The 17709-nt window shown below is 66.3% G+C and carries 15 protein-coding genes and 1 pseudogene; 6 read left to right on the top strand and 10 right to left on the bottom strand.

Features of this window, described 5'->3' with window-relative positions; translation table 11 throughout:
- Positions 1 to 133: 133 nt before the first annotated feature.
- Positions 134 to 979 (top strand): Vgb family protein, encoded by an 846-nt coding sequence (locus ASD42_RS16565; protein WP_056817645.1) that lies wholly within the window; start codon positions 134 to 136, stop codon positions 977 to 979.
- 15 nt (positions 980 to 994) lie between these two features.
- Here ASD42_RS16565 and ASD42_RS16560 read toward each other — a convergent pair whose 3' ends face one another.
- The 10 genes from ASD42_RS16560 to ASD42_RS16515 form a co-directional block, all read right to left on the bottom strand.
- Positions 995 to 2662: a VWA domain-containing protein gene (locus ASD42_RS16560; RefSeq protein WP_063893659.1), complete on the bottom strand. Its 1668-nt coding sequence runs from the start codon at positions 2660 to 2662 to the stop codon at positions 995 to 997.
- Between the two features lie 140 nt (positions 2663 to 2802).
- A complete protein-coding gene (locus ASD42_RS16555; RefSeq protein WP_056817644.1) occupies positions 2803 to 3057 on the bottom strand; it encodes a WhiB family transcriptional regulator in 255 nt (84 codons plus the stop codon).
- A complete protein-coding gene (locus ASD42_RS16550) occupies positions 3054 to 3596 on the bottom strand; it encodes an HNH endonuclease (protein ID WP_165610283.1) in 543 nt (180 codons plus the stop codon). The genes ASD42_RS16555 and ASD42_RS16550 overlap by 4 nt, the downstream gene beginning before the upstream one ends.
- A 273-nt stretch (positions 3597 to 3869) precedes the next feature.
- On the bottom strand, positions 3870 to 5423 hold the full coding sequence (locus tag ASD42_RS16545; RefSeq protein WP_056817643.1) for a GMC family oxidoreductase: 1554 nt from the start codon (positions 5421 to 5423) through the stop codon (positions 3870 to 3872).
- Positions 5420 to 6934 carry an aldehyde dehydrogenase family protein gene (locus tag ASD42_RS16540; RefSeq protein ID WP_056817721.1) on the bottom strand — a complete coding sequence of 505 codons (1515 nt, stop codon included), beginning with the start codon at positions 6932 to 6934 and terminating at the stop codon, positions 5420 to 5422. Before ASD42_RS16540 ends, ASD42_RS16545 begins: the two co-directional genes overlap by 4 nt.
- An 11-nt stretch (positions 6935 to 6945) precedes the next feature.
- Positions 6946 to 9093 (bottom strand): choline BCCT transporter BetT, encoded by a 2148-nt coding sequence (gene betT, locus ASD42_RS16535; protein ID WP_084787171.1) that lies wholly within the window; start codon positions 9091 to 9093, stop codon positions 6946 to 6948.
- 120 nt (positions 9094 to 9213) lie between these two features.
- Entirely contained in the window at positions 9214 to 9564 is a 351-nt protein-coding gene (locus ASD42_RS16530) for an MFS transporter (RefSeq protein ID WP_235569612.1), read from the bottom strand.
- 204 nt (positions 9565 to 9768) lie between these two features.
- Positions 9769 to 9930 (bottom strand): hypothetical protein, encoded by a 162-nt coding sequence (locus ASD42_RS34425; RefSeq protein WP_156677489.1) that lies wholly within the window; start codon positions 9928 to 9930, stop codon positions 9769 to 9771.
- Positions 9931 to 9977: 47 nt separating this feature from the next.
- On the bottom strand, positions 9978 to 11267 hold the full coding sequence (locus ASD42_RS16520; RefSeq protein ID WP_056817637.1) for an acyl-CoA dehydrogenase family protein: 1290 nt from the start codon (positions 11265 to 11267) through the stop codon (positions 9978 to 9980).
- Positions 11268 to 11269: 2 nt separating this feature from the next.
- On the bottom strand, positions 11270 to 11887 hold the full coding sequence (locus ASD42_RS16515) for a TetR/AcrR family transcriptional regulator (protein ID WP_056817634.1): 618 nt from the start codon (positions 11885 to 11887) through the stop codon (positions 11270 to 11272).
- 258 nt (positions 11888 to 12145) lie between these two features.
- Between ASD42_RS16515 and ASD42_RS16510 the strand changes: the two genes are divergently transcribed.
- From ASD42_RS16510 to ASD42_RS33865, 5 genes and pseudogenes are all read left to right on the top strand, one after another.
- Positions 12146 to 14278, top strand: a complete 2133-nt coding sequence (locus ASD42_RS16510) for a malate synthase G (RefSeq protein WP_056817632.1) — start codon at positions 12146 to 12148, stop codon at positions 14276 to 14278.
- 207 nt (positions 14279 to 14485) lie between these two features.
- The gene (locus tag ASD42_RS33870; RefSeq protein WP_063005754.1) at positions 14486 to 14674 is read left to right on the top strand and encodes a hypothetical protein; all 189 of its coding nucleotides are present in this window, start codon (positions 14486 to 14488) and stop codon (positions 14672 to 14674) included.
- A 246-nt stretch (positions 14675 to 14920) separates the two neighbouring features.
- Complete coding sequence (locus tag ASD42_RS16500) at positions 14921 to 16339, top strand: wax ester/triacylglycerol synthase domain-containing protein (protein WP_056817628.1); 1419 nt, start codon at positions 14921 to 14923, stop codon at positions 16337 to 16339.
- 132 nt (positions 16340 to 16471) lie between these two features.
- Positions 16472 to 16660: pseudogene (locus ASD42_RS16495) on the top strand (hypothetical protein); the annotation flags it as partial.
- A gap of 354 nt (positions 16661 to 17014) precedes the next feature.
- On the top strand, positions 17015 to 17332 hold the full coding sequence (locus ASD42_RS33865; RefSeq protein WP_063005758.1) for a GYD domain-containing protein: 318 nt from the start codon (positions 17015 to 17017) through the stop codon (positions 17330 to 17332).
- Positions 17333 to 17709 lie beyond the last annotated feature (377 nt).

Raw genomic sequence — 17709 nt, 5'->3', positions numbered from 1 at the left:
AGGTTAAAGCTACATGAGTTGCGATTGGAGCACTGTTCGACCACTCAACGACTACCGCGGTGCGGTGGTCGTGGTGTCGCGCGATCGGGCGTTGCGCTGTCGTTTCCAGTAATACAGAAGGGAATTGAGGATCTTGGCTGAGATCGTGCACGTGATCGAGGTGCCGGGCGCGCCTTACGGAATTACAGTCGGTCCTGATGGGGCGCTGTGGTTCACGCTGGTCGCGCAGGGCGTGATCGGACGATTCGCCGACGGGCTCGTTCGGACCTATCCGCTCGAGCAGTCCGACGGACAACCCACGGTGATCGTGGCCGGGGCCGGTAATGCTTTGTGGTTCACCGAGTTCCACGGTGGTCGACTCGGCCGCATCACCGTCGACGGTGCGGTGACGAGCCAGTCCATGGAAGGCCCCTACGGTGCGTGCGTCGGGTCGGACGGGGCGCTGTGGTTCACCGAGTTGCAGGCGGGTCGGGTCGGGCGACTCGGCGCGGACGGTACCATCGCCCGCGTCGAGGTCGACGGCATGCCCTCGATGATCACGCCGGGGCCCGATGGGGCCGTGTGGCTCACGATGAACCAGGGCAACGCGATCGCCCGGATCGACAACGACCTCGCGCTCCGGGTCCACCCGCTGCCCACGCCCGCGGCCGCACCGGTCGGCATCACCGCAGGCCCCGACAAGGCACTGTGGTTCACCGAAATCGGCGCAGGTGCCATCGGCCGGATCGACCTCGACGGCACCGTCACCGAGTTCACCCTCCCGGACACCGAGGCTCGCCCGCACGCGATCGTGGCAGGCAGCGATGGTGCCCTGTGGTTCACCGAGTGGGCGAGCTGCCGTCTCGGCCGGATCACCACCGACGGCGAGATCACCCACCTCGACCTACCCGGCGCCGAACCGCACGGACTCACGGTCGACGCGGCTGGAGACCTCTGGGTAGCGATGGAATCCGGTGCGCTGGTGCGGGTTGCGCCGTGACGGCGGCGTCGAAACCTACGGCGTGGTGAGCGCCTTGACCACCGCGGTGCCGAAGCCGAGGTCGTTGCTCGCCGGCATGCGGGTGTAGGTGCCGCCCGTCTGATCGGCGAGGGTCTGCAGGGTCTGGGTGCCCTGGCCGCCGATCACCACGACGTCGATGCGGATGGGTTTGCTCGAGGTGGTCGCCGCGGTGATCTGCTCGACCAGCGCGGTGCCGGTCAGCGTCGAGTCGTCGTCGGGGCCGTCGGTGATCAGCAGGATCGAGTTCGTGCGACCGGGGGAGTAACCGGCCACCGCGGCGCGGTAGGCGGCGAGCAGGCTCGGATAGGCCTGATCGGCGGTGAGCTGGCTCGGTTTCACCGCGGTGACCGCCGAGCCGACCGCGTTGCGTTGGGCGTCGGTGAGCAGATCGGTGGCCACCTGCGCCTTGTACGGGGTGGTGCCGTCGATGTTCTTCCCGAACGTCCACAGGCCGAGCCCGAAGTCGGGCGGCATCACCTGCAGTGTCGAGGCGACGGCGGCTATCGCGTTCGACAGGCGGGTGGTCGACCCCTCCGCGGTGCCCATCGACGACGACACATCGAGCAGGACCGTGGCGTTCACGCCGAGGACCGGGTTCGCCAGCGTCGACTGCACCTTCGCCAACGCCGCGCGCACCGGATTCGCCGGTGCCGAGCCGATGGCGGGCCCGAAGCCCTCGGTGGCGAGCGCACCCGCCTGCTCCGGTGCGCGCAGGAAGTCGATGAACCGCGACGCGATCAGATTCTGGGTCTTGTCGACCCACGGACCCGACACCAGCGCCGCGGGGTAGTCGGCCAGCGGCGCGATGCCGATAGGCCGAAACGCGGTGAGCCCGCCGGTGCCGAGCTGCTGCTGGGTCGCGGCGACCGCGTGCACCTCGTCGTCGGTGGGATTCGCGCTGATCGCCGACATTGCGGTCGTCAGATCGGCCGGTGCCTGCGCGTCGGCGGCGAGCCCGGAGATCGCGGCAACGACCTGACCGGACCCGGCGGCCTGCTCGGTCAACGGCTCGGTCCCCGAGATCGAGGAACCGATAGCGGCCGCGGCGGCGGTCGTCGCGTCACCGGCGGGCAGCGCCATCCGCAGCCCGCCCCACCCCGTCAAACCGACTTCGTCGAGCGAGCCCTGCTGCAATCGCGGCAGGTCGGCCCAGGCGATCTGGTGCTGTTCGAGCGCCTGGCGCAGGGCGTCGGGCACGGCGAGGACAATCGGACTGGTAGCGATGGAGGCGGGCGTGCCCTCGATGAGACCGGGCACCCGGACCAGTTCGACCGACCGGCTCGAGTCGGCGATCCACAGCCCCGGCTTCGGCCCGAGCGCCGGATCCCACGCCGCGACATCGGCCAGACCGGCGCCTACGGCGGTCGATGGGCGCGCGGATACTTCCACCCGCGCGCAGTGGTCACGCACCCGCGGCTTGCTCGCGTTGTACCGTTCGGCCGCGGCGCGAACCGGACCGGCGATGGCCGGATCGACCGTGACGTCGAGCGACGCGGCCCCTTCGACGCACTCGGCAGCGGCGGCGACGTCTGTCGAATCGGCGCGATCGCTGAGTTGGAACCAGGCGAACACGGCCACGATCACCAGAACGAGAACCGATGCCGCGATAACCGGACCCTTGCTGATACTTCGAGAACTGGTCCCGTTGCGATGCGTACCCACGCGGCAAGTTTAAGGACATCACGCGACAACACGGCACAGCGCATACCCGTCTGCATCACCCCAGGTCACGGCCTCGGTAAGAGCCCGACATGCCGAACGGACACGGGGCCGGGTGTCAGGCGACACCCGGCCCCGGCCGGTCATGGACGAATCACGCGACCACGGTCGTATTCACGACCGCCCCACACCCCCGACTGGCCGGTCTGGGCCGCGTACTCGGCGCACCCCGCGAGCAACGGGCAACCGGCGCAGATCCGGCGGGCGTAGTCGAAGTCCTGAGACGGGTACGGAAACCACGCCTCATGGTTGGGGTCACCGCGGCAGGCGGCGCGGTGCCACTGCCCAGAATCGGACAGGGTCAGCAGTTCGGTCAGTGCGAGGTCGGTGGTGGTCACGGCGCGTACTCCTTCCAGATCCGGCGCTGCTTGCGGGCGAGCGGGTCGGGAGCCTTGGGCTCCCACAGCAGCCGCATCCCCGCCTCTTCCGGGGTGCGGTCGGCCTTGCCCGCATTGCACGGTGCGCAGCAGGCGACGAGATTGCTCCAGGTGTTCGGTCCGCCCCGGCTGCGTGGGCGGATGTGGTCGACGGTGTGGGCCCAGTCGGCGCAGTAACCGCACCGGTGCTTGTCGCGACGCAGCACCCCGGCCAGCGTGGCGCGGCTGTCGTCACCGATCGGCGCCACGTGGGCCAGGTAGACGTAGCGCACCAACCGGATCGTCTCCGGCAACGCGATGACCAGATGCTGCGACCGGATCGGGAACCGCGGCGCCCGCTCGATCACGGTCTCGGCGGCGCCGCTGATCAGCAATGTCACGGCTCGGTCGGCGGTGATTTCGTCGAGGGCCTCGTAGCTGGCGTTCAGCACGAGCACCCTCGTGTGTATCCAGGTGTCGGAAGCAGGGGCCGTCGGGTCGACGGCATGACGAATCATCATGGGAATCACCATGTTTCGAAGAGAACGAACGTCGGGATCGGAAAGGGAAACGGCCGGTCAGGCCGCGAACCGGAGACGGCCGGAGCCATCGATACCCAGGCGCATGGCGCTATGGGCCGAATTCGCGCGGCGATAGATATGTTCCGAATCTCGCTGTGGCGCTTGCTGTTTCACGGCCGTCTCCTCCTCTCGATGCTGCTCGTCGGTCCTCGCCCGATGCGAATCACCTGCGTGAAATCATGGTGGCATACCGCGTCCGAAATGTCGGCTGATTTATTTTCGGTCGGCGGCGACGAGTTCCGCGCAGCGCTCGCCGACGAGCATCACGGTGATGTTCGGGTTGACCGTGGTGTGCGCGGGAAACACCGAGGCGTCGGCCACGCGCAGACCCTCGACACCCTTGATCCGCAGCTCGGGGTCGAGAGGACTCATCGGGTCGTCGACCGCACCCATGCGGACCGTGCCCACCGGGTGATAGACGGTGTTGTGGGTCAGGCGGACGTAGTCGGCCAATTCGGCATCGGTCCGCACGTCCGGCCCCGGATACAGCTCACGCCGCACCCAGTCCGACAGTGGCGCTGTCGCGGCGATCTCGCGCGCCTTGCGCAGACCGGCGATCATCACCCGCATGTCGTGGCCGTCGGGATCGGTGAAGTAGCGCGGGTCCACCTTCGGCTTGTCCCGGAAGTCGCGCGAGCGCAACCGCACGGTGCCGCGTGAGCGGGCATGGGTGACGTTCGGGGTCAGGCAGAAGGTGTTCTCGGCGGTCGGGTAGCCCTGCCGCAGCGTGTGCATGTCGAAGGGGACGCTGCCGTAGTGCATCATCAGATCGGGCCGGTCGAGGCCGTCTTCGGTCGTGGTGAAGATGCCCGCCTCCCACCATTGGGTGGAGCTGTCCACCATCGGTCGCGTCGTCTCGAAACCGATCACGCCCTCCGGGTGGTCCTGCAGGTTCGCGCCGACACCGGGAGAGTCGACGATCACCTCGATGCCGTTCTCGCGCAGGTGAACCGTGGGTCCGATGCCCGAGAGCATGAGCAGCTTCGGTGAGTCGATGGCGCCTGCGGAGACGATCACCTCACGGTTGGCGGTGATCCGGGTGGTGCGGCCGAACGCGTTGTCGGTGATGTCGACCCCGACGGCCCGCCCGTTCTCGATCACGATCTTCTTGGCCCAGGCGCCGGTCCGGACGGTGAGGTTCGGCCGGTCCAGATTCGGATGCAGGTAGCTGACCGACGACGACGATCGCGTGCCATCGGAACGCCGGTTGATCTGAAAGAAGTTGGCGCCGTTGACTACTGTGTGCCCGGAATTGAACTCGGCGCGCGGGATGCCGGCAGCCTCGCACGCGTCGAGCAACGCCACCCCGCACGGATCGTTGGGCGGCACCGTCATGATGTTCACCGGGCCGCCGCGGCCGTGGTGCTCGCCGGGGGCGTCGTTGGTCTCGATCCGCGGATACAGCCGGTACACCGAATCGGCGCCCCATCCGGTGGCGCCGTGCTCACGTTCCCAGGAGTCGAGATCCTCGCGCGGAGCCCAGAACGCGATACAGCTGTTGTGCGAGGAGCAGCCGCCGAGCACCTTGGCGCGGGCATGGCGCATGAACGAATTGCCGTTCTCCTGTGGCTCGATCGGGTAATCCCAGTCGTAGCCCGATTCCAGCAGTTCCATCCAGCGATCGAGTCGCAGGATGGCCGGGTCGTCGACGTCGGAGGGTCCCGCCTCGAGCAGACAGACGGTCACCGACGGATCTTCCGACAGCCGCGACGCGACGGCCGCCCCCGCGGAACCGCCGCCGACAATCACGTAATCGTATGTGGTCACCGCTGTTCCTCCCGATCGGCGAACCAGCCGGTGACGCCCGGCCGGAGATTCTCGTAGACGTGCTTGGCCTCGCGATACTCGTGCAGCCCGGAAGGACCGAGCTCGCGGCCGACTCCCGAGCGGCCGAAACCACCCCACTCGGCCTGCGGCAGATACGGCCCGAAGTCGTTGACCCACACGGTGCCGTGCCGCAACCGGGTCGCGACGCGACGCGCGCGTGCGGCGTCACCGGACCACACCGCGCCCGCGAGACCGTATTCGGTGTCGTTGGCGATGGTGACGGCCTCGTCCTCGGTGGTGAAGGTTTCCACGGTCACGGTGGGCCCGAACGCCTCGTCGTGCACACACGCCATCGCGCGGGTGGCGCCGTCGATGACGGTCGGCAGGTAGAACCACCCGTTGTCGAGGTTGCCGGAGCCCGCGTCGCCGGTGGCGAAGGCGCCACCGGTGCGGATGACGGCACCCTCGGCGCGGGCCTGGTCGACATAGGCGTTCACCTTGTCGCGGTGGGCCGCCGAGATCAGCGGCCCGGTCTCGGTGCCCTCGGCGAACGGCAACCCGAGCCGGATCTGCTCGGCGCGGCGCACCAACTCGTCGACGAAACGGTCGTGCGCCGATTCCTCGATCACCAGGCGAGCGCCCGCCGAACACACCTGGCCGGAGTGCAGGAACGCGGCGTTGAGTGCATTGTCGACGCTCGCGGCGAGGCGTTCGTCGGTGTCGCAGGCGTCGGCGAAGACGACATTCGGATTCTTGCCGCCCAGCTCGAGCGCCACTTTCTTGACCGTGGCGGCCGCCTCGCGCGCGATGATCTTGCCGGTGGCCAGCCCGCCGGTGAACGAGACCAGGTCGACATCGGGATGCTCCGACAGCGGCGCACCCGCGCTCGCACCCGCACCGAGCACCAGATTCGCTACCCCGGCGGGCACGTCTAGATCGTCGAGCACCTGCATCAGCAGAATCGCGGTGTGTGGGGTCAGCTCGGCTGGTTTGAGCACGAACGTATTGCCGGCCGCCAAGGCCGGGGCGACCTTCCAGGCCGCCTGCAACAGGGGATAGTTCCAGGGTGTGATCAATCCGCAGACACCGACCGGTTCATAGACCACGCGGGAGTCGATGTCGGATGAGCCCGCGTCGACGACGCGGCCCGCGTCGTCGGCGGCGAGCTTGCCGAAATACCGGAAGCAGTTCGCGATATCGGACATGTCGATATCGGACTCGTAGGGTCGCTTGCCGGTATCGAGGGTTTCGGCGCGCGCGAACTCGGCCCGCCTGTCGTCGATGGCGTCGGCGACGCGCAGCAGCAGGTCGCCTCGTTCGGCGGCGGTGGTCTTGCGCCACGGCCCGTCGTCGAAGGCCCGGCGGGCCGCGGCGATCGCGGCGACGGTGTCGTCTCGGTCTGCCTCTGCGACGATGCCGACGAGGGAACCGTCTGCCGGACAGTGGATCTCGCGGGTCTGCCCGGACGCCGACGGGCGCCAGGAGCCGTCGATATAGAGGGTTTCGCTCATGATGGATCCCTTCACAGATCGCTGTCGGTGCTGTCGCCTACTTCGGGCTCGTGGTGATCTGTCGCCGAGCGGCGCAGGTGCAGGTAACCCAGGTGGCGCTCGTATTGGTCGAGAATGTCGCCGATGATCTGCTCGCGGCTGTAGCCGTTGAGGGAGTAGCCCTGCGATCCCTCGGCGAGGTAGACCTCACAGCGGAAGTAGCGATCGTCGGACCGCTGCGCGAGCACGGCGTAGGTCGGGGCCGGTGCCGAAACCGGCCAGATGCCGTACTCGAACCGGGGCTCACTGGCCTGATCGACCAGCAGACGCGGCGACGGCAGACCCTCGTTGGACTGCGAATCGTCGATGGTCGCCGTCATGCCCATGTGCTCGAATTCCGCCGCGACATCGTGCATCGCCGGATCGACGGTGCCGGTGATGAATTTGCGCGTCGCCGCGGCCCCCGGATAGTTGATGGTCGAGAGCAACCGGCGACGCCAACTGCTGAGTTCGGCCGGGCCACGGCCCGCGGCGAATGCCTTGGGCAGCGAGGTGCGGTAGCTGTCGAGCTTGAAGGACTCGTTGTGGACAGCGCGCAACAACGCGATGCCGATCAGCGCCAAGACGAACGAGAACGGCAGCCCCATGATGATGGTGGCGTTCTGCAGGGTCGTGATGGACCCGCCCGCACCGGCGAACAGCATCGACAAGGTGAGCACACCGATCGCGGCCGACCAGAAGATCCGGGTGCCGGTGGCGCAGTCGGCCATCGGATCGGGCAGTTTCGAGGTGAAATTGCCCATGACCAGTGACCCCGAATCGGCGGTTGTCACATAGAAGAGCAGCCCGGTGATGGTCGCGATGCCGAACAACAGCGTCGCGCCGGGATATTTCTCGAGCAGGGAGTAGAAGCCGAGTTCGGCTTGGGCCGCGGTCTTCTCGGCGAAGGCGGTGTCGTCCCTGGCGACCTCGAGCGCGCTGTTGCCGAAGATCGAGATCCACATCAGGGTGAAGCTGAACGGCACCACGAGCACCCCGAAGATGAACTGGCGCAGCGTGCGCCCGCGCGAGATGCGTGCCAGGAACAGGCCGACGAACGGCGCCCAGGCCACCCACCAAGCCCAGAAGAACAGCGTCCAGCTGTCCAGCCAGGTCGTCGGGGTGTTCGCCGTCTCCGGATTGCGCTCCCAGGCGAAGGTGTCGAGGGTCCGGTCGGGGAAGGTCGACAGGTAGTCGCCCGCGTTCTGGGCCAGACCGTTGAGCAGGAAAGAGGTATTGCCCGCTACCAGGATGTAGATCAGCAGCGCGATCGCCATGATGACATTGAGCTCCGACAATCGCCGGATGCCCTTGTCGACTCCGGTGGTAGCCGAGATCGTGGTGATGGCGACCGACAGCGCGATGAGCCCGATCTGGGCGGCCTTGCCCTGGGAAATCCCGAACAGCTGGTTCAGGCCGTAGTTGAGCTGCACGATGCCGATACCGAGCGAGGTGGCGATGCCGAAGATGGTGCCGAGCACCGCGGCCACGTCGATCGCGTCGCCCCACCGGCCGTGGACCCGCTTGCCGAAGATCGGATAGAGCGCGGCACGGATCGTCAACGGCAGGTTGTGCCGAAACGCGAAGTAGGCGAGCGCGCCGCCCATCAGCGCGTACATCGCCCAGCCGGTGATGCCGTAGTGGAAGATCGTCCAGGCCACCGCGTTGCGGGCAGTCGCGTTGGTGGCGGGCTCGCCGAGTGGGGGATGCAGGTAGTTGTAGACCGGCTCGGCGACCGAGAAGAACATCAGATCGATGCCGATACCGGCCGCGAACAGCATCGACGTCCAGGAGAACAGGCTGTACTCCGGCCGCGATTCCTCCGGCCCCAGCCGATACCGGCCGTAGCGGCTGGCACCGAGGAAAACGACGAGGCCGAGGATGGCCGTGGCGAGCACGAAGTACCACCAGCCGAACCAGGTGGAGATGAAGGTCTTGACCGTGCCGACAACGGTCTCGGCGCTCTCCGGTGCGGCCAACGCCCAGATCCCGAAGGCGAGCACGGTGCCGGCCGCGAGCCCGAAGACCGGTTTGTTGACCGAGCGCCGCCCGGCTACGGGATGTACCGGGACCACGTCCTGCGCGGTCCCGGTAGGTGGAAGTTCAGTGCCGTTGTCTCCGGGTTTGCTGACACCGCCCATGCGAGGCAGGCTAGTTCGTTCTCGCCCGTAGATCGGGGACCTTCACCGGTTGCCGACCTCGTGTTCCAGCCGTCACGAAAGCCCACACGACGAGACCGGCCACGGCGTTGAACGCGCCGGTCACGCAGGAGGCCCGATGACCAGCAATGCCAGAGTCGGACCGGTCCGAGCGATGAGCAGCCAGGACGCGGCGAGCGAGAGCAGCGACCACCCGGGCAGAATCTGGGTGTACCGCGCGCCGGATGTTCTGACGTCGGGGTCCAGGCTACCTCGGGTGACCAGGGCGAGTGTCACGTAGAGCACGGCGAGCAGGACATAGACCGATCGCCAGCCGAGCGCGTCACCCAATACTCCCGCGACGACCCGGGCGCCGAGGATGCCGATCACCACACCCGATGTGACGGCGCCGACGTTGCGGCCGCGTTCACCCGGCGCCGACGCGGCGGCGACATAGGCGACCGTAACCTGCACGACGACCGCGAACAATCCGGCGCGGACCGGCCTCGCTCACCGAGTTCCGGCAGCAGCTCGGCATCGCGCGCAACATCCTCGCCGACCGACTCCGCCGACTCGTCGAGGACGGCATCCTCCGCACCAGCGCCACCCCCGTGCGGCAAGCGTCACGTCTACGAGCTGACTCGCGCCGGGCAGGACCTGTTCACCACCATCGTCACGCTACGGCAGTGGGGAGAACGCCATGCCTTCGCCGAAGACGAACCCCGCTCGACACTGGTGGACCGTGACGGGAGACAGCTCGCCGAGCTGTCTCCCCGCGATCGGTCCGGTGCGGTGGTCACCGCCGACACCACCGGCGTGCGCCGAGTGGACTGAGTCCACACATCGACCCTCGCCGGTGACCGTCCGAACTTCTCGGTGGCCCACGATCAGAGGTTGCCGACCTCGCGTTCGAGGCGGCGGGCGACGAGGTCGCGAGCTTCTTCGATGAGCTTGGGTCGGAAGCCGCTGGGGTACACCGGATCCGCCGGTGTGTAATTCTTGAGCACTTCCTTGGCGAGGGTGATCTTGTGGACCTCGGTGGGGCCGTCGGCGATGGCCATGACCTCGGCGTAGGTGGTCATGTCGAGGAAGGGGAGGTCGGTGCTCACGCCCATCGCGCCGTGCAGATGCAGTGCGCGGCGGGCGATGTCGTTCATGACGGTCGGCATGGCGATCTTGATGGCGGCGATGTCCTTGCGGACGGCGCGGTAGTCCTGGGCCTGGTCGATCCGCCAGGCGGTGCGCAGGACCAGCAGCCGGAACTGCTCCATCTGGATCCAGCTGTCGGCGATGCGCTCCTGGGTCATCTGGAAGCCGCCGAGCACGCCCTTGCGGGCCGGACGTGAGACCGCGCGCTCACACATCATGTCGAAGGCCTTGCGTACCAACGCGACCGTGCGCATCGCGTGGTGCACCCGGCCGCCGCCCAGACGGGTCTGCGCGACGACGAACCCCGCGCCTTCGGCACCGAGCAGATGATCGGCGGGCACCCGGACATCGGTGAATCGCAGGTGTGCTTCGTGTTCGCTGAACCCGGGCACGGTGAAGTTGCGCACCAGTTCGAGGCCGGGTGCATCGGCGGGGACGATGAACATCGACAACCGCTGGTGGGGTTCGGCCTCGGGATCGGTCACCACCATCACGATGTGGAAGGTGGCGAACTCGGCGGCGGAGTTGAACCACTTCTCGCCGTTGATCACCCACTCGTCACCGTCGCGCACCGCGGTGGTCCGGAACGCGGTCGGGTCCGAGCCGCCGGTGGGCTCGGTCATCGCGTAGCAGGAGCCGATCTCGCCGTCGAGCAAGGGCTGCAGATATTTCGCCTTCTGCTCCTCGGTGCCGAAATGGGCCAGGATCTCGGCGTTACCGGAATCCGGTGCCTGACAACCGAAGACGAGCGGTGCCCACATCGAGGTGCCGAGTACTTCGTTGAGCAGTGCCAGCTTGAGCTGACCGAACCCGGGCCCGCCGAGCTCGGGACCGAGGTGGCAAGCCCACAGGCCCGCGTCCTTGACCTGCTGTTGCAGCGGCCGCATCAGCGCCCGGATCTCGGGGTCGCTCCGGTCGTAGGGGTTGGGGTAGAGCAGATCCAGGGGCTCGACCTCGGTGCGGACGAACTCCGCCACCCAGTCGAGCTTGCGCTGGTACTCCGGATCGGTCTCGAAATCCCAAGCCATGGTCAGCCTTTCGTGTTGTCGCCGGTGGCGCGTAGCCCGGACAGGACGGTGTCGGTGAGGATGTCGGCGATCTCGGCAGGGGAGTGGGTGCCGCGCTCGCGGTACCAGTAGCCGAGGGAATTGAGCATGCCGAGCATGCCGTTGGTGACGATGTGGTCGGCGGTGCGCAGTTGCCCGGCCGCGTGGCCCGCGTCGATGACGTCTTGCCAGAGGTGCTGGAGCCGGTCGCGCAGCTGCTGCAGGACGACCGCGTGTTCGCGGGTGAGCGCGTCGGCGTCGCGCAGGTGTACCGCCACCGCGCGCCGGTGCGTGATGATCAGTTCGACATGGCTGCGAATCAGCAGGCGCACGGTCTCGAGAGGGTCGGCGCCTGCCTCGACGATGCGTTCGGCGTCGGCGAGCAGTAGTCGGGTGTAGTCGCGCAGGATCGCCCACAGCAGGTCTTCCTTCGAGCCGATGTGGTAGTACAGCGCACCCCGCTGGACGTCGGCTTTCGCACCGATCTCGGCGACCCCGGTGGCATGGAAACCGCGTTCGGCGAACAGCTCGAGTGCCGCGTCGTGGATCCGCTCCCGTGTGTCCGCGCGCTCGGTGGCCCGGGGACGTCCGCGACGACGCATGGGGGATACCGGTTCGGTTGTCACGGCGCCTCCGTTCGGTCCGGCTCCCGACTTAATGTTCCGATCAGTACATTAATTGTCCCCGCACCTACAATCAAGGGGTGATCCGCCGCGCCCATGCCCCCGACCTCGGCGGCTCGGCGTGGCGGAATGGACGGAGCCCGCAGGGCGTTCGAACCCACACGAGGTGTCACCTCTACCCACGGGTAACATGACATCGACTTATCCCACCCGGTTTTCACCAAAGTGAGGCAGTAGATGACAGAGCGGATTCAGGTCGGCGGGCTCCAGGTGGCGAGCGTTCTCCACGATTTCATCGAGAACGAGGCGCTCCCCGGTACCGGCGTAGATTCCGCCGCGTTCTGGGCAGGCGCCGAGCAGATCATCAACGACCTCGCCCCGCGCAACCGCGCTCTGCTCGCTGAGCGCGACGAGTTCCAGGGCAAGCTCGACGCGTGGCACGGCGAGAACCCGGGCACCGGCTACGACAAGGCCGCCTACAAGCAGTTCCTGACCGAGATCGGTTACCTGCGGCCCGAGCCCGCGCCGTTCCAGATCGGCACCGGCAACGTCGACACCGAGATCGCCACCACCGCGGGCCCGCAGCTCGTGGTGCCGGTGATGAACGCGCGCTTCGCGATCAACGCCGCCAACGCGCGCTGGGGCTCGCTCTACGACGCGCTCTACGGCACCGACGCCATCCCCGAGGCCAACGGCGCGGAGAAGGGCAGCGGCTACAACCGCGTGCGCGGCGACAAGGTCATCGAGTGGGGCCGTAACTTCCTCGACGACGCCGTCACCCTGATCACCGGTTCGCACATCGGTTCGTCGTACTACAAGATCGTCGACGGCGAGCTCGAGATCGGCCTGGAAGACGGCACCGACATCGGCCTGGCCGACCCGTCGCAGCTCGTCGGCTACCTGGGCGATCCCGAGGCCCCGACCTCGATCCTGCTCAAGCACAACGGGCTGCACATCGAGATCCAGGTCGACGCCGACTCGCCGATCGGCTCCACCGACACCGCCGGTGTCAAGGACATCGTCCTGGAGTCCGCGCTCACCACGATCATGGACTTCGAGGACTCGGTCGCCGCGGTCGACGCCGACGACAAGGTCGTCTGTTACCGCAACTGGCTCGGCCTGATGAAGGGCGACCTGGCCGAGGAAGTCTCCAAGGGCGGCAAGACCTTCACCCGCACCATGAACCCCGACCGCGTGTTCACCGCACTCGACGGTTCCGAGCTGGTCCTGCACGGTCGTTCGCTGCTGTTCGTGCGCAACGTGGGCCACCTGATGACCTCCGACGCGATCATCGACGCCGAGGGCAACGAGGTCCCCGAGGGCATCCTGGACGGCCTGATCACCTCGCTGATCGCCGTGCACTCGCTCAACGGTGACAACACTCGCCTCAACTCGCGCACCGGCTCGGTCTACATCGTGAAGCCGAAGATGCACGGCCCCGACGAGGCCGCGTTCACCAACGAGCTGTTCGGCCGGATCGAGGACGTCCTCGGCCTGACCCGCAACACCCTCAAGGTCGGCATCATGGACGAGGAGCGCCGCACCACGGTCAACCTCGCCGGCTCGATCGAGGCCGCCAAGGACCGCGTGGTGTTCATCAACACCGGCTTCCTCGACCGCACCGGCGACGAGATCCACACCTCCATGGAGGCCGGGCCGATGGTCCGCAAGGCCGAGATGAAGGCCCAGACCTGGATCACCTCCTACGAGGACTGGAACGTCGACACCGGCCTGGCCAAGGGTCTGCCCGGCAAGGCGCAGATCGGCAAGGGTATGTGGGCCATGCCCGACCTGATGGCAGGCATGCTCGAGCAGAAGATCGGCCACCCCAAGGCCGGCGCCAACACCGCGTGGGTGCCCTCGCCGACCGCCGCCACTCTGCACGCCACCCACTACCACCTGGTGGACGTGTTCAAGCAGCAGTCGCAGATCGCCAAGGGCGGCCCCCGCGCCACCGTCGACCAGATCCTCGAGATCCCCCTCGCCCAGTCCACCGACTGGACCGACGAGGAGAAGCGTCAGGAGCTGGACAACAACTCCCAGGGCATCCTGGGCTACGTGGTCCGCTGGATCGATCACGGTGTCGGCTGCTCCAAGGTGCCCGACATCAACGACATCGGCCTGATGGAAGACCGTGCCACCCTGCGCATCTCGAGCCAGCTGGTCGCCAACTGGCTGCGCCTGGCCCCGGTCGTCGACCGCCAGAACGCGAACGACAAGACCTACCGCCCGCTGGCCCCGAACTTCGATGACAACATCGCGTTCCAGGCCGCCAAGGAATTGGTCCTGGAAGGCACCACGCAGCCCAACGGCTACACCGAGCCGATCCTGCACCGGCGTCGTCGTGAGTTCAAGGCCGCGCAGAAGTAGTGATATCGAGTTGAGGCCCCGCGTCGGAGACATCCGAGGCGGGGCCTCTGCCGTCACCGGAGATCACCGTGGATACCGGCTCGTCGCGCTCGAACCGGTCACAAAAACGGTCACAGACCGTTGGATTTCGGCGAGGATTTCGGCGCCTTGCTCAGAGTGCTTTCACGGGACTCTGCAGGATACTGAGGTGTGTCTACGGTCGGCGGGTTGCCCGCGCACGTACTGTTCGTCCATTTCATCGTGGTCTTGGCTCGGTTGACCGCTGGCCTGCTCGCCGTATGCAGCGTGTGGCCCGCGGCCCGGCGTCGTCTCGTGTGGCCTGTACTCGCCCTCGCCAGTGCGATCGCGGTACTGACTCCGGTGACCGCCGAAGCCGGAGCGTCTTCCGGAGACTGATATTCAATCACATGGCGCAAGCCCCGTGTCGAGGTCCGAAATGGTCGAAAGACATTGTGAAAAATCGGTCGCGGAGGCAGATACTGGATGTAGTACAGCGGATCACCTCGATGATGCCGCTGACCAGGAATGAGGAGGCCGTCGCGTTCTGGAGACTGCTGATCGTGGGCATCATCCCGGACAACCTCGTGAGGTGGACTGGGGCAGCGCGACGACAATCTGACAGCAGGCCCATCGAGGAACGAGTTGACCGATGTGAGCAACGCGAATCAGAGATATATGAGCCAGACCGATTTCATGTCGTGGCGGATGGAGGAAGATCCGATTCTCCGCTCGACCATCGTCGCGGTCGCGTTGCTCGACCGCAGTCCCGATCAGTCCCGATTCGTCGACATGATGCACCGGGCGGTCGACCTGGTTCCTCTCTTCAGGCGAAAGGTGGAGGACTCGAAAGGCCTTGCCCCGCCGAGGTGGGTGGACGATCAGGATTTCGATCTCAGTTGGCACCTTCGTCGCTACACCCTGACCGAACCCGGTACGTGGGATATGGTTCTCGACTTCGTCCGTACAGCCGAGATGGCCGCGTTCGACAAGGATCGCCCGCTCTGGGAGTTCACGATTCTCGATGGACTGCACGAAGGGAGGTCCGTCCTGGTGATGAAAGTGCATCACTCGCTCACCGACGGAGTCGGGGGTATGCAGATTGCCCGGGAGATCGTGGATCTGACCCGGGAGGGGGTCCGGAACGCGGGCGATGGGTTCCCTGAGTCGCCGCTGGCACACCGAGATTCGTTGCCTTCGCCGTCTTGCCTCTCCTGGTATCGGTCGACAATGGAAGACGTGGCCCGGAGGGCGGCGAACGCATTGGGCCGGAACAGTGTTCGGGTGATGCGCGATCCGGGTTCCGCGTGTCGTGAGGCCTCGGCGGTTGCCGGCTCAACGGTGCGCCTTGCGCGTCCTGTCGTCTCGACGCTGTCGCCTGTGATGACAGAACGCAGCACGCGGCGCCATTGCGCGGTACTCGACGTGCCGGTGGGGGCGGTGGCTCAGGCGGCCGCAGCCGCCGCCGGCTCGATCAACGACGCGTTTCTGGCTGCCGTCCTGCTGGGAATGGCGAGGTATCACCGACATCACAGCACCGAGATCAGCGAACTGCGGGTGACGCTGCCGATCAGCCTACGTGCCGAGACGGACCCGCTGGGTGGCAACCGCATCAGCTTGGCACGATTTGCGCTCCCTGCCGACATCGCTGACCCCGGTGAGCTGGTACGCAGAGTGCATTCCACCACCGAGACGTGGCGCAACGAGCCTGCGATCGCGTTGTCACCGATAATCGCCGGTGCATTGAATCTTCTTCCGGCTTCGATACTCGGGAGCATGCTCAAACACGTCGACTTCGTCGGCTCGAACGTCATCGGATCCCCGGTACCACTGTTCGTCGCAGGGGCGGAGATTCTGCGTTACTACGCCTTCAGCCCGACACTCGGGTCGGCATTTAACATCACCCTGCTGTCCTACGCAGAGCGATGCTGCGTCGGGATCAATGCCGATGTCGAAGCGGTCCCGGATCTTGCTGCCATGACCGGTTCGATAGCGGAAGGATTTCGCGCAATCCTCGGCCTGTGCCCGAATGTAACCGATACGAATGTGGTTGTGACTCTGTGATCGCCCCCAGCTTCACGCTTTCGCCGCAACGCTGCTCTCGCAGGGACGTCCCTTCGACGGCTGCCCAGCCGAGCGGGCATGGGCCGGAGTGGCAGCACGAGCGAGCGCGAATTACTTTATGACACAACGCATTTGGCCCCGGTCGTCGACCGCCAGAACGCGAACGACAAGACCTACCGCCCGCTGGCCCCGAACTTCGATGACAACATCGCGTTCCAGGCCGCCAAGGAACTGGTCTTGGAAGGCACCACGCAGCCCAACGGCTACACCGAGCCGATCCTGCACCGGCGCCGCCGCGAGTTCAAGGCCGCGCAGAAGTAGTAGTGTCGCGTTCTTGAAAAGTAGCTCGTAGCAGCTCTTTTCGTTTGAGGCCCCGCGTCGGAGACATCCGAGGCGGGGCCTCTGCCGTCACCGGAGATCACCTTGAATACCAGCTTGTCACGCTCAAAAAGGTCACACACGGAACCGGGCTGCTGAGATCAACTCGGCTCGGACACCGGGCTCGGTTGCAGAATCGTCGGGGGTCTCGTAGCCAGCGCTCAGGGTTTCGGATATCGCCGTGGTTACGTTGCCGCATCAAAGCGACGACGGTGTCTGTGCCCCGGATGGTCTCTTGGTGGGAGGCCGTATGGTCGGTCTCGCCGAGATCGCCCTGAGCAGCGGAGGCTGGTAAGTATGCCGAAATACATGTGGCGGGTCAGCTATCTTCAAGAGGGAGCGCAAGGCCTCCTCGCAGAGGGCGGCAGTGCCCGCCGTGCGGCCATCACCGAGATGGTGGAGAGCGTCGGTGGCCGAGTAGAAGCTTGTTACTTCGCATTCGGCGAGGACGACCTAATCGTTATCGGCGATGTGCCGGACGATGTCTCAGCCGCAGCGCTCGCGATTCGTACCGCAGCTGCTGGTGCGGCTGTCTCACACACGGTGGGTCTGCTGACTCCTGAGCAGATCGACGAAGCGGTAGCTAGAGAAGTGACCTATCGGCCGCCAGCATAACTTCCGCCGTAGTTGCCTCTCGGGCCCAGATGTGTGATCCGGGTAAGGGATGACAGCAACGGCGGCTGCGACTGCTGTCAGGGCGGTTGTGTGGAGGACGGCTTGTGTTGCGTTGCCGACCCCGCTGACGCCAGCGGCGATGCAGAGCTCGGTCCAGAAGAAGACGTGCGCGCGGTCCGTGCGCATGTTGTTCTCTTCGGTGCGCTGAACTTTGGCGGATATCGGTGGCGCGGCAGTCATGTCGGACGCGTCCGTTCAGGCAGTGGTGGCCGGATGCTGTGGTTCGGCATCAAGTGGATGTACTCGTCGCAGCAGGCTCATTGGACTGCCTGAACAGCTCTGTAAATGCATGTATAAATTTAGATATGCGTATCTAC

The sequence above is a fragment of the Nocardia sp. Root136 genome (assembly GCF_001427185.1).
In the GTDB taxonomy this organism is placed as follows: domain Bacteria; phylum Actinomycetota; class Actinomycetes; order Mycobacteriales; family Mycobacteriaceae; genus Nocardia; species Nocardia salmonicida.
The sequence above is the reverse complement of the archived record's forward strand: the minus strand, read 5'-3'. Positions and strand labels throughout refer to the sequence as shown.